This window comes from Pseudoalteromonas phenolica (genome assembly GCF_005876835.1).
GTDB classification, from domain to species: Bacteria; Pseudomonadota; Gammaproteobacteria; order Enterobacterales; family Alteromonadaceae; genus Pseudoalteromonas; species Pseudoalteromonas phenolica_B.
In genome coordinates this window covers 11,476-23,877 of record NZ_PPSW01000008.1, presented here as the reverse complement: position 1 = coordinate 23,877, position 12,402 = coordinate 11,476, and the positions used below count along the sequence as shown (strand labels likewise).

General features: G+C 44.5%; 9 protein-coding genes. 3 read left to right on the top strand and 6 right to left on the bottom strand.

All coding sequences use genetic code 11. The features are described 5' to 3' along the window. Positions 1–12: 12 nt before the first annotated feature. The 5 genes from C1E24_RS05965 to C1E24_RS05945 are packed head-to-tail and all read right to left on the bottom strand — an operon-like array spanning position 13 to position 6,596. Positions 13–1,560 (bottom strand): NAD(P)-binding domain-containing protein, encoded by a 1,548-nt coding sequence (locus C1E24_RS05965; protein WP_138479686.1) that lies wholly within the window; start codon positions 1,558–1,560, stop codon positions 13–15. Between the two features lie 46 nt (positions 1,561–1,606). Continuing rightward, complete coding sequence (locus C1E24_RS05960) at positions 1,607–3,154, bottom strand: amino acid adenylation domain-containing protein (RefSeq protein ID WP_138479684.1); 1,548 nt, start codon at positions 3,152–3,154, stop codon at positions 1,607–1,609. Then, entirely contained in the window at positions 3,151–4,293 is a 1,143-nt protein-coding gene (locus C1E24_RS05955; protein ID WP_138479682.1) for an acyl-CoA dehydrogenase family protein, read from the bottom strand. The genes C1E24_RS05960 and C1E24_RS05955 overlap by 4 nt, the downstream gene beginning before the upstream one ends. Positions 4,294–4,302: 9 nt before the next feature. Continuing rightward, the gene (locus C1E24_RS05950; RefSeq protein WP_058028750.1) at positions 4,303–5,523 is read right to left on the bottom strand and encodes an NAD(P)/FAD-dependent oxidoreductase; all 1,221 of its coding nucleotides are present in this window, start codon (positions 5,521–5,523) and stop codon (positions 4,303–4,305) included. Next, positions 5,523–6,596 carry an alpha/beta fold hydrolase gene (locus C1E24_RS05945; RefSeq protein WP_138479680.1) on the bottom strand — a complete coding sequence of 358 codons (1,074 nt, stop codon included), beginning with the start codon at positions 6,594–6,596 and terminating at the stop codon, positions 5,523–5,525. Before C1E24_RS05945 ends, C1E24_RS05950 begins: the two co-directional genes overlap by 1 nt. A 232-nt stretch (positions 6,597–6,828) precedes the next feature. Here C1E24_RS05945 and C1E24_RS05940 point away from each other — a divergent pair, with 232 nt between their 5' ends. Genes C1E24_RS05940 through C1E24_RS05930 form a run of 3 tightly spaced genes read left to right on the top strand, consistent with a single transcriptional unit; the run spans position 6,829 to position 9,050 of the window. Next, positions 6,829–7,419 carry a carboxymuconolactone decarboxylase family protein gene (locus tag C1E24_RS05940; protein ID WP_138479678.1) on the top strand — a complete coding sequence of 197 codons (591 nt, stop codon included), beginning with the start codon at positions 6,829–6,831 and terminating at the stop codon, positions 7,417–7,419. Positions 7,420–7,427: 8 nt separating this feature from the next. Beyond that, a complete protein-coding gene (locus C1E24_RS05935) occupies positions 7,428–7,748 on the top strand; it encodes a 2Fe-2S iron-sulfur cluster-binding protein (RefSeq protein WP_138479676.1) in 321 nt (106 codons plus the stop codon). Between the two features lie 45 nt (positions 7,749–7,793). Next, the gene (locus tag C1E24_RS05930) at positions 7,794–9,050 is read left to right on the top strand and encodes an NAD(P)/FAD-dependent oxidoreductase (RefSeq protein WP_138479674.1); all 1,257 of its coding nucleotides are present in this window, start codon (positions 7,794–7,796) and stop codon (positions 9,048–9,050) included. A gap of 136 nt (positions 9,051–9,186) precedes the next feature. Here the strand turns inward: C1E24_RS05930 and C1E24_RS05925 are convergent, their stop codons facing one another. Further along, positions 9,187–12,402 (bottom strand): efflux RND transporter permease subunit, encoded by a 3,216-nt coding sequence (locus C1E24_RS05925; protein WP_138479672.1) that lies wholly within the window; start codon positions 12,400–12,402, stop codon positions 9,187–9,189.

Below are 12,402 nucleotides of genomic sequence, written 5' to 3'. Positions count from 1 at the left end.
GTCCCTGAGCAGCTATTTACTAAGCTCACGTAAGCCATCAAGGCGCAGACGTGAGAGTAGTTTTTGGGTGATCAAAGCCAATTCAAAATGAATGATGCGTGGCCAAGAACTGATATTTGGAAAGCCTAATAAAAACGAGCGCGCTGTATGCGTCATTTTATTTGGACCATCTAAACGGTATTGCGCTGCAAACTGTGGGTTATGTAATAGCTTTACGCGCAACAATGGATCTTTAAACAAGCTTGGGATCTCTGGCATGCAGCCTACTAGCTTTGCCATAGAATCCATGTAATGGCAGTAGTTCACCAAAGACGCCACATGTGGGGTGATCTTGTACTCGGTCTGCCAGTGCTCGGTATCGTATTTAATGATGTCGACCATTTCTGATAACGGCGGTAATAATTTCTCGCCACTGGCCAGTTGTGATAAGTAACGACATTGCATTTCAGCAATAACTGGAATGCCCCCTTGTTGCGGACGAACAAAACCGATAAACGACAGTGAGTCACCCATTTCAGGAATAAACATTTGTTTATACAAGTCACGCATATTGCTGATGCTGACATCTAAAAATGGGAAGCTCAGTTGATAGCCTGTGCAAAATACTACGGCATCAATTTCTTCACGCGTGCCATCTTGAAACACCACGGCGTTTTTCTCAAAACGTACAATACCACCAATATTAGGCACTACTTTGCCATCGGCGATTGGCCTGAATAGTCGCTCATTTTTAGTGACGGCCTGATGGTGAGAAGGGCCAGATTTTTTCAGCCACTCACCTCTGATCCGCACATGATCGTTACGGCTATTCACATACTTATTGAAAATGCCTTTCGTGATCCCACCATGATAACGATGTGGTAATTTGTTCACGATGCGTGATGTTAACCAGCTGGTATCTATTGTGAAGTAAGGATCTTCTTGGAACGCCATATAGCGCGGTGCCACCGCTGGGTAACGGCGCAGCGATAAGATACATTTGCTCGCAATTTCTGAAATCTCAGAAGTAATGTCGGCACTACTTTCACCCAAACCGACACATAACACGCGTTTACCCGCATATTTGTGCTTATCGCGGTAATCATTCGAGTGCTCAATTTCGCCCTCGAACATGTCTAAACCAGCAAGCTCAGGCAGTTTTGGCTTTTGGAAATGACCCGAGCAAACGGCAATCATGTCAAAGGTGTCAGTTTGTTCAGCCATGCCATGTTTTGTGGTGACCTGCCATTTACCCGCTTGCTTTTCTACCTTTCGTACTTCGTGATCGTAATGAATGTATTGACCTAATTCGAAGCGGGCAAGATATTCGCCTAAGTAGTTAACGTATTCTTTTTTAGACCAGAACTTCAGCTTTTGCTGACTCGGCACATAATCTGAATACGCCATAAAATAATTAGAAATGGTTAGGTGCAAATCTTCATAGATTTTTTTATCGGCAAATACACCACCAAAGCTTTCTGCTTTTTCAAAACAGACGACCTCATGGCCCCCGTCTGTAAGCTGTTTGATGGCGGCAATGCCTGATAAACCAGCACCGATGACTGCGATTTTTTTTCTCATTTTTCATTCCTTGTTTAACTAGGAGGTGTTTACAGGAGTAAACGTGTTACGCCTCGCTCATCGTGATCTGGGTGTTATTTTCAGATCCCGATTGAGCAGACAACCCAGATAAGCATTGACGCGATAATTTTCCGTTGCGATTACGAGGCAGTGCATCGTGCACTATCACCTGCTCTGGCAACATGTATTTAGGTAAACGTTTGGCACAGTGAATTTTTAGGGTTAATAAAGAAGGCGCATCACCCTCTACGGCAATATGCGCATGGAGTGTTTTTTGGCTGCTGAGCTCAACTAAACACTCTTTCACTGCTGGGTGCTGGTAAATAGCGCGTTCAACTTCACCAAGATGAACTCGATAACCATTCACTTTCATCATATGATCTTGGCGACCGACATACATCAACTCTCCCAGCTCATTGAAATAGCCGATATCACCTGTGTTATAAGCTTCTGATTGCAGATCTGCACGCCCCCAATAACCGCTGAAAACAGTCGGGCCAATTACAGTAACAAACCCTTGCTCGCCCACAGGCAGTGCTTTGCCTTGTTCATCACAAATTGATAGCAAAGCATTGCTGGCTGGGTAACCTATAGGCAGCTTGTCTGGTACTACCCTAGGAACTTTGTAGTAACTACAGACATTGGTTTCGGTCGGGCCATAAAAGTTGTAAAGCTCGGCATCGGGAAACGCTTCACGAAGTTGTTTAAGCGGTTTAATCGCAAAAGCTTCACCGGCAAAAATAATGGCTCTAAGTTGCTGGCAACGCTCTGCAAAGTCCGCCTCAGCTTCTAGCATCATCACCAATGCGGTCGGCACTGAATACCAAATACTGATCTGCTTTTGGGCGACAAATGACACTAATTTTTGTGCCACATAGCTGTCGATTTCAGATACCAAATGAACACTTGCGCCTGATAACAAAGCCACATAAATATCCAGCACTGATAAATCAAAATGCCAAGGGGCATGATTGGCAAAGCGATCTTGCACTGTTGCATTGAGTTTATTCGCGGACCATTCAATAAAGGCAAGGGCATTTTCATGACTGATTTTGACGCCTTTTGGAACGCCAGTTGAGCCAGATGTGTACAGCATATACGCCAAATCTGTGCCTTTACCCTGTTTTGGTAAGTTGAGCTGACTTGGTTGCTGAGCAGAAATATGCTGCCACGTGTGTACATGTAATACAGAGCTAATTAGCGCATCTTCGTCTAATACCACAAAGTCGCATAAAGCATTATCACCGCGCTGATATTGACTAAACTTAGCTTTATTGGTGATCAATACCTTCATGTCGCAGTCTTGACGAATAATATCCACACGCACTTTCGGATTCATTGGATCGATTGGTACATAAACGGCATTGAGTTTACTCACCGCCAACATGCCAGCCAAAGCTCGACATGACTTATCACACCAAAGCCCAACTCTATCCCCCGCTTTAACACCGATTTTTTGCAACAGCACTGCAATTTGAGTCGCCCTGAGTTGTAGTTCACCATAACTATACGACTCTGTGCTATCGCTCACTGCCAGAGCTTGTTCACCTGCGCGCACTAAGCCTTGGGTTAATACTTGATTGAGCAATTTCATAGTAGGCCCAACCTATTGCAGATGAGTTCTCGTTGAATATCAGATGTACCTGAGAACAACACCGAACCAAGGGCATCACGAATGCTGCTATCTACGCCGCTTTCTTGTAAGTAACCGGCCGCGCCATGAATACGAATGGCGTCAATACCTGATTGCACAAACGCTTCGCTGATAGCTAATTTACTTGATGCCACTGCTTTGGTGTTATCAACATCTTGCGACTTTTGCCAAGCCGCGAAATACAGTAGTAAGCGCGCACTTTGTAAACGTACTTCCATATCGGCAATACGATGTGACACAGCCTGAAATTTACTGATGGTTTTATCGCCCTGCTTACGGGTATTAGCAAACTCAATGCAGCGCTTTAAATCGTTCTGCATCACACCTACGAACAAGGCAAATAGACAACAGCGTTCCCAATCCATGGAAGCAGCAAAAATACGCGCCCCCTGCCCTTCACTGCCCAGTACATAGTCCTTATGCACTTTTACCTCATCAAAAAAAACTTGGTTTAGCTGCGCCGAATCAAGCCCTAACTTTTTGTAGCTTTTTCCTACTTCAATGCCAGGTAAATCAGCAGGCACAACAAAGGCTGTTTGTCCTAAGTAGCCAAACTTTGGGTTAGTGGTCGCATAGAGAACAAAGTAGTCGGCCACACTGCCATTAGTCACATAAGACTTGGCACCATTGATGATGTAGTAATCACCCTCTCTGGTTGCCTTGGTCGTTAATTTGCCAATATCTGACCCTGCTTCAGCTTCAGAAATGGCATTCGCCGCAATTTTCTCACCACTGGTCAGTGCTGGTAATAATTCATGTTTAAGTGTTTCACTGCCATGTTCATAAATCGGCATAACGCAAGCAAAGGTGTGTGCAGCACCGGCAAATAAAATGCCGGTATCTGCACAACCTTGACCAAGACCCTCTAAAATTTTAACTGTGGTTAAAATGTCAAAACCACTGCCACAAGGCGAGTAGCGGCTATCTACGGGTAAACCGTAGTAGCCAAACTCACCCAGTGATTGCCAAGCTTCCATTGGAAACTCGCCTGCAGAGATCTTCGAAAAGTCGAGATCTCGTGCAAAGCTCAAGGCGTGCTCATGTAATGCGAGCTGATCCTCATTCCACGCAAAGTTCATGCTCTATCCTCAACCAGCCATTTGTTTGCGGTCGTATTCTTCAATGGCATTTCTAAAGATGGTCGGGGCTTTCCATCCTTCACAATCGAAGCAACAGCCACCTAATAGACGGATGACTTCATCGCGTAAATCAGGGTTTTGCATTTGATAACCAAAGAAAATTGGGTAGATCCAGAAGTAACGAATAAGATCTGCAGCAATTTGCTGACCGCCATTACTCCAATCGCGGTATTCATAGAAAGGCGTTTTCCAATCGTTACCATCGATAGCACGTTTAATAGCATCGGCAGCTTTAATGCCCTCTTTCATGGCGAATGACACACCATAAGAGAAAATTGGATCTAAGAATCGATGCGCGTCACCGATACACAACCAACCATCACCTACAAACGGCTCAATACGGTAAGAGAAGTCTGCCATAGATTGCGATTCACCTACGCGCTCTGCGTTTTTGAAACGGCGTCTGATCTCAGGGCTGATATGCTCCATACCCCATTCGATGGCATCATCTGGGTTTTTACATTCTTTGTAGTACAAGTCTTTCGGGATGACTATTCCTAGACTGTCTGTATCAGGTGAGATTGGAATGATCCACGACCAGTGATACTGCTTTGAATATAAAATGGTGGTATTCGTTGAGAAAGGCGGCAAGTCACGCTCAACATTTTTATAATGTGCAAAAGAAGCGATCTGCTGTGAAAAGAACTCAATTTCACGTTTACCGGCAATGCCCTTGCGCGATAAAAAGGTATTTTGACCACTGGCATCTACCAGTACCTTTGAGCGTACTTGATGCTCAACGCCATCGGCTTTATAAATCGCACCAACCACTTTTTCTTCATGCTTGATCACGTCTTTAACTAAGCCTTGCTGATATTCAACGCCATGTTCTAGGGCTCTTCGCTTTAGCATGTTGTCAAAGTCGCTACGACGTACCTGCCAAGTCGGCGCTAAGATAGGAATAAAGAACTCATTCTTTGATAGCGAACCTATCACGTTCACACCGGGTTTATCTGGGAAACCTGCCGCATTCATTTCATCCGCCAAACCGAGATCGCGAATGATCTGCCCTGCGTTACCAGTCAGTGATTCGCCAATGTGAAAGCGCGGAAACTCATCTTTTTCAATACATAAAACCGATAAGCCTTTTTTGCGACACTCTATGCCGCATAAGCTGCCTGCAGGGCCACTGCCAATAATAACAACGTCGTAACTTTTAAACTGATCCATTACATTGCTTCCCTATTTAAGAAATCTTCCACTACCCAAACAAACTCTTCTGGGCGTTCAGAAGCCGAGAAGTGACCACAGCGAGAAAGGCGAGTAACACTGGCGTTATCAAGTAGCTCAGCGGCTTTTTCACTCCATTCTGGTGGAATAATTTGATCGTGATTACCTGCCACAAATAAAGTGGGCACCATTACCCCATCAAAGGTTTTCGCAATAGATTGACGCGCATAATCATCTAAGAAGCTGTGATAGGCAGGACGAGACAGAACATCATCAAGTAATGACTCTAAGGCTGGCGTCATCTTTGGTGGGTGGTAATAAGCGGCTGCCAAGAATTGCTCTGGGTTTGACGACATTTTCTTTAAATCACCCCACCAGTTTTCGACGTCTTCAACTAAACCAAAGCCACTACAAACCAGGGCTTTTACTTTCTCAGGGAAACGACGTGCAATCTCGGTTGCGATCATGCTGCCTGCTGAGTTCGCCACCAGCACCCACTCTTGCTCTTCAAGCGTTGCAAGGTATTGCAGTGTAAACTCAACATGATCAACATAAGATGGCGCTTCATTGGCACTTTGGCTCAAACCAAAACCCGCTAAATCAAGCGCCACGGCATTGTGACGACCTTGTACTGAACGCAGTGTTGAAGACCAAGATGTTGAAGGGTTGCCAAGTGCAGGGAGTAAAATCCATAAAGGACCATCGCCTTTAACTCGTAATACATGCTGCTTAAAGCCTTCACCTGCATCCACCAGCTCACTTTGAATGCCATAGCTTTCCTGTAGCTTAACTAGTCGCTCTAGCTCAGATACCGATTGCTCAGTCTGCATTTCATCTTTTGCGCTTAAGGTGTTAATAAGCGCTGCAAGTGTTTCTATATTCTCAAAATACACAGGGGTAATATCGTGCTCAGGGATCTTCGCACCGTAACGCTGATCTACATGCGCAAGTAATCTCACCATCGATAGTGAGTTTAAAATACCTAGCTCTAAAAGCGGTGTGTGCTGATCTAAATCAGGTGCCGCACCTTCAAGTAATTCATTGTTTATAAAGTCGATTAGTTCTTCAATCATGCTAGTTTCCTGTCTAGTCTTTGCAAATCCTTCAACCACGACCTATTTGCTTTGAATAGTAAGCGATGCCGCGAATGTTCGGGTTCAGTTTGAATCTATTAAAAACCTTACAGGGAATGTTGATATAGCCATATAGCCCCTGTGGACTATGGCCTTGGTCCGTTGGGACTATAGGAATGTTCTACGCTTAGCTATACCTTGATGGCTCGCTATCACAGTTAGGAAGACTGCAATGCAGCAAACTAAAAACCACTTAGTCAGCCCGGTTAGTCGCGCTGATATTCCTGAGTTAGAGCCCATTTTGCAGGGCATTGAGAACAATCTGGGGTTTATTCCAAACGGCATTTTGACCATGGCTAAAAACCCTATGCTAGCTAAAGCATTTGGGCAGTTGTTTGGATGCTTAAGCCAATTTGAACACATCAGCACAGAACTAAAATGGGCGATTGCCACCATTAGCTCTAATGCTGCGGGGTGCCAATATTGTCAGGGGCATTTCTCGCATATCGCTAGTCGCGTGAATGTGAATCGTGCCAAGGTGTTGGCCGCATTTGAATTTGAAACCAGCATTTTATATGACGATGCTGAACGCGCAGCACTTCGCTTTGCATTTGCAGCCAGCACCTCGCCTGCTCACCTAGAAAAACACCATTATGACGACTTAGGTAAGCACTTTAGTGAAGCAGCGGTCATTGAGATCTCTGCTGTTATCGCCATTTGTGGCTTTTTAAATCGCTGGAATACCACTATGGACAGTCAACTAGAGGCCGATCCAGCGGCTATCTTGGCTGAAATTAATCAACTTAGTCGTTTTTCGATGTAGGAGCTGTTATGCCTGATATTACTTTTATTGATTTTAGCGGCAATGAAACCACCATAGATGTGCCAGCAGGGACTTCTTTAATGCAAGCCGCGATGGAAAACATGATCGATGGCATTGAAGCTGAGTGTGGAGGTTCAGGCAGTTGCGCAACCTGTCATTGTTATTTAACAGACGACTGGCAAGGCAAAGTAAGCGAACCAAATAATAGTGAAGCAGATATGCTAGAAATGGTCTCTGAGCCGACGGAGTTAAGTCGTCTAAGTTGCCAGGTTTTAGTGTCTGATGAACACCATGGCTTGCAAGTGAGATTACCAGAATCTCAATACTAGCCCTGGATAATCTGAGCTTTAGCCACAAAATTAAGGGATAACATCATGGCAAGATGCATCATCATTGGCGGTGGACATGCTGGCGCGCAAGCGTGTATTAGCTTAAGGAAAGAAGGCTGGACTGACGAAATTGTTTTGATCAGTGATGAACACAGCTTGCCCTATCATCGCCCTCCGCTTTCTAAAAATTATTTATTAGGTCAGGTAGATGAAAAAGGCCTATTAATAAGACCTGAGCAAGCCTACCAAAAAGATAACATCACCCTAAAATTACGCACTCGAGTGGCAAGAATAGAGCCCGCTTTACAAAGTGTGGTACTGCAAAATGGTGAGCGCCTAAGCTATGAACACTTGCTACTGTGCACGGGCAGTCGGGCGCGTAAAATCACTTGTTCAGGCAGTAAATTAAATAATGTTTTTTATATAAAAACCCTGAAAGACATTGAACAATTAGCTGCACAATTAAACACAGATAAACAGCGTATTGTGATGGTTGGAGGCGGCTACATTGGTTTAGAAACCGCTGCTGTACTCAATAAAATGGGCCATCAAATAACACTACTAGAGCAAGCGCCGAGATTGCTTGCTCGCGTTACCGCCCCGTTTATTTCTGAGTTTTATCAGCAGCTTCACCAACAACATGGCGTAGAAATACATACCAACACACAAGTTTTAGCATTCACCGGTGAGCAAACCGTGACTGGGGTGCGTTGTAAAACACTTACCCAATTAGACGCTCCTGAGCAGTATTTTAATGCCGATTTAGTCATTGTTGGTATTGGCGCCGAAATTAACACTGAGCTTGCTGAACAAGCTGGATTACTGGTGGAGCAAAATGGCATTGTGGTCAATGAACTATGCCAAACCACAGATAAAAATATTTATGCTGCAGGCGATTGCACCATAGGTATTGAGCATCACAGTGGTATCGCAACACGTATTGAATCTGTGCCAAATGCGTTAGCACAAGCAAAAACCGCAGCCGCGACGATTTGTGGTAAACATCAAGCGGTGACGTCAGTGCCTTGGTTTTGGTCTGATCAATACGACTGTAAAATTCAGATCGCAGGCTTAAATCATGGCTATGACAACACTGTATTACGTCAACATTCATCAAACAGTTTTTCATTGTGGTATTTAAAGCAAGGCCGAATCATCGCAGCAGATTGCATTAACACGGCTAAAGATTTTATGGCCGCAAAAAAGATCATAGATAAAAAAATCTCTCTGCCTATCGACATGATAGGCAATACCGATATTGATTTGATAAAACAGCTATCAGGTCGCTCCCAAGCTACTTAATTTTTCACAGCTTTTAAAGCAACATTTTACCCAGCTAATTAAGCCTAGTGTTTGAGCCCGTCAGGGCTCTTTTTTTCTCAGCTAAAAAAGCCACAGCGGTTTGCCTCGCTGTGGCCTTTAAATTTTGTGACTCGGTTTAAATTGATTTTACAACTGTGTTAACTTTTACTTTACCACCTAACTCGCGCTCGTTAACCGCATCGCCTGAGTCTATACCATGATGACTGTGATAAGGTTTTGCCACTCCAAAGTCTTCTAAAATGCTGTACAAGCAAGGTAACACCAGCAGTACCAAACAGGTTGAGGCCAAAATACCAAACACAATACTGGTCGCCAGCGGAATTAAGATCTGCGCCTGCAAACTAGTTTCGAACAATAATGGCGTCATACCCGCTATTGTGGTCACTGATGTTAACACCACCGCACGAAAACGGTCGTGACTTGCTTGAGCGGCAGCATCATGTACTGACAAACCCTCTTTGACACTACGCTTCACAAATTGCACTAACAAAATTGAATCATTAACAACAATACCTGCCAACGAAATAAAGCCCATTAGCGAGGGCATCGAGAAGTTAATACCCATAATAAAGTGACCTAAAATAACGCCTATCATGGCAAACGGAATAGACACCATGACAATTAAAGGCTCGATATAACTTTGGAATTGCAAAGCCAACAGCAAGAAAATACCTATCATGCCGAGTAACATAGCGCGGCGCATAGACGACTGGGTGATCCCCGCATTTTTGACTTCACCTTCAATACTGTAAGTCATGTCGGGAAAGCGTGAATTGAGCTCAGACAACCAGCGTTTTTCGACATCTTTGACCACCGCAGAGGCGGTATTAAGCTCACTGTCGATATCAGCGAATACAGAAACCGTCGGCATATTATTCACGCGGTTGATCACCGCAAGCCCTCGGGTTTGCTCGATATTAACTAACGCAGCTAATGGAATGGCAACTTGGCTTTTTGGATGAATAATCAGAAAGTTATCAAAATCACTGTATTCGTCCATACTTTGCTCTGCCAGTTTTACCGTCACTTCGTAGTTTTCGAGCCCAACATGCATGTCAGATAATTTGCTGCCTTGAAATGCGGGCCTAAGTTGCTGGGCAATGTCAGCAGAGGTAATGCCCGTCACTAATGCATCCGGTTTAAGCGTCAAGGTAAACTCAGGTTTGCCCGGCCTCAAATCGTCGGTAATATTTTGCACTCCAGGATAACCCTTTAACCAGTTTTTTAGCTCATAGGCTGCCCGACTCAACTGCTCTATGTCGTCAGACTGCAAACGAATATCGACGGCTCTGCCCTGCGGTCCCAATTTAGGCTCTTTGAACGATAAGCTCAGCGCCTCTGGTACATCACCTAATTCTTTGCGCCACAGATCCGAAAAAGCCTGCAAATGGGTATTGCGCTGCTCGGCACTGAGTAAATCCACAGAAATATAGGCCAAGTTGGCTCCTTGATCTTGGTAGTCTGGGTTTTGCCCATACACCACCGTGCTGGCAATCACCAACTCGCCATCTTCTTGTTCACTGAGTTTTGCATTGGTCCGCGCCAAAGCTTGCTCAATCTTTTGCATGCTTTGCTGAGTTTTAACCAACGGCGTGCCGTTTGGCATTAACAGGCGTGCTTGCAATACATCGCCATCAATATCAGGGAACGCGGTAAATTTCAGCACGCCAGAAATCAACATACTCAGAGACAATAAAAAGGTGGCGATCACCGCTCCAAATACCAAGTATCGATAGCGGATCAACACATGGTTCAAATGCAATATCTGCTGATTCCAATGGGTAAACTTAGTTTCAAACCGAGCGCGAATTACACCAACACATTGTGCCCATTTTCCGTCTTTGCTTTTACTTTGTAGGGCGTGACTTAAGTGGTTCGGCAAAATAAAGAAGGCTTCAATCAAAGAAACAGTGATAACAGAAATAAGCACAATGGGGATCACTTTTAAGATCTGCCCTAAATTACCCTCAATAAAGATCAAGCCAACAAAAATACATAACGTCGTGACAAAAGAAGAACACACCCCGGGCAAGACGACTTTAGTGCCTTGAAGTACGGCATCTTGTACTTTTAAGCCTTTTTCAATATGCGATCCAATAGACTCGGCGATCACGATGGCATCGTCCATTAAGATCCCAAGCGCCAATAACAGCGCCACCATAGAGAGCATATTGATTGAGATCCCTAAGTGCATCATTAGAAAGAAACTCGCTAAAAATGACACAGGTAGACCCATCACCACCCAAAACGCATATTTAAAAGAGAAAAACAGCCACATTACAAAAAATACCAACAACAAACCTTGCCACGCATTGGCGAGCAACAGGTTGATCCTGTCTTTAACCAAACTGGTGTTGTCGTTGGTCAAGGTTAAATGCACCCCACTTGGCAAACTGGTTTGTAACTTTTCCAGCACCGCTTCGGTGGCATGTAACACTCGCAAGCTATCTTCATTGGTGTTCTTTTTAATGGTGATAATGGCCGCTGGTACACCGTTAAAAAAGATCTGCTTTTCATCGCGTTCAAACGTATCGCTCACTTGCCCTAAATCGGCGATGCGCACGTGATTACCTTGTGTGCCTGTGCTCACTACTACATCTGCCAACTGCTCCGCAGAGCGACGTTCGTCTTTAATACGAATTTGCGTGTCGGCTTCTGAAGTTTCGAGCACACCGAGTGGTAACTCGACATTCTGCGCAGTTAAACGCTGACTCAAGGTTTGTAAACTCATGCCGTATTGTTGCAGCGCATCTTGTGATGCTGTCACACGCAGTTGATGTTTCGAAAAGTCGTTGATTTCAACAATCGGAATGTCAGGATGGCGCAGTAAAGTCACTTTAACTTGCTCAGCTAAGGCTTTTAACTCAACGCGCGATAAACCGTTATCTGCTACATTTTGTGCCGCATGGGTGGTGACTGCGACACTCACCACATCTTGTGTACGTCCTCGTTCATTTATGGTCCATTGCTCAACCTGAGCAGGAAAATCATCTATGGTGTCGATGGCATTTCTAACGTCAGTTCTGAACTGTTCAAAGTCACCTTGTTCAAACATTTTAACCGTCATCTGGCCAACATTTTGTCTTGCCACACAATGTTTTTCTTCTAAAAAGCTGATCCCATCTAAGGCACTTTCTAGACTTAAACAGATCTTTTGTTCAACGTTTTCAGCACTGGCTCCGGGGTAAGGCACTACGATATCGAGCTGGTACTGGTTGATTTTAGGTAAAGTTTCACGGTGAATTTGCGGTAAGCTGACTAAGCCAATCACGATGAACAGTAACATCAAGATATTGGCTGCTGTGGGGTGTGAAGCAAAAAAGCGGATCAT

Coding starts and splice junctions, on each gene's coding strand:
- C1E24_RS05965 (WP_138479686.1), bottom strand. CDS start 1,560: ATGAGAAAAAAAATCGCAGTCATCGGTGCTGGTTTATCAGGCATTGCC.
- C1E24_RS05960 (WP_138479684.1), bottom strand. CDS start 3,154: ATGAAATTGCTCAATCAAGTATTAACCCAAGGCTTAGTGCGCGCAGGT.
- C1E24_RS05955 (WP_138479682.1), bottom strand. CDS start 4,293: ATGAACTTTGCGTGGAATGAGGATCAGCTCGCATTACATGAGCACGCC.
- C1E24_RS05950 (WP_058028750.1), bottom strand. CDS start 5,523: ATGGATCAGTTTAAAAGTTACGACGTTGTTATTATTGGCAGTGGCCCT.
- C1E24_RS05945 (WP_138479680.1), bottom strand. CDS start 6,596: ATGATTGAAGAACTAATCGACTTTATAAACAATGAATTACTTGAAGGT.
- C1E24_RS05940 (WP_138479678.1), top strand. CDS start 6,829: ATGCAGCAAACTAAAAACCACTTAGTCAGCCCGGTTAGTCGCGCTGAT.
- C1E24_RS05935 (WP_138479676.1), top strand. CDS start 7,428: ATGCCTGATATTACTTTTATTGATTTTAGCGGCAATGAAACCACCATA.
- C1E24_RS05930 (WP_138479674.1), top strand. CDS start 7,794: ATGGCAAGATGCATCATCATTGGCGGTGGACATGCTGGCGCGCAAGCG.
- C1E24_RS05925 (WP_138479672.1), bottom strand. CDS start 12,402: ATGATCCGCTTTTTTGCTTCACACCCCACAGCAGCCAATATCTTGATG.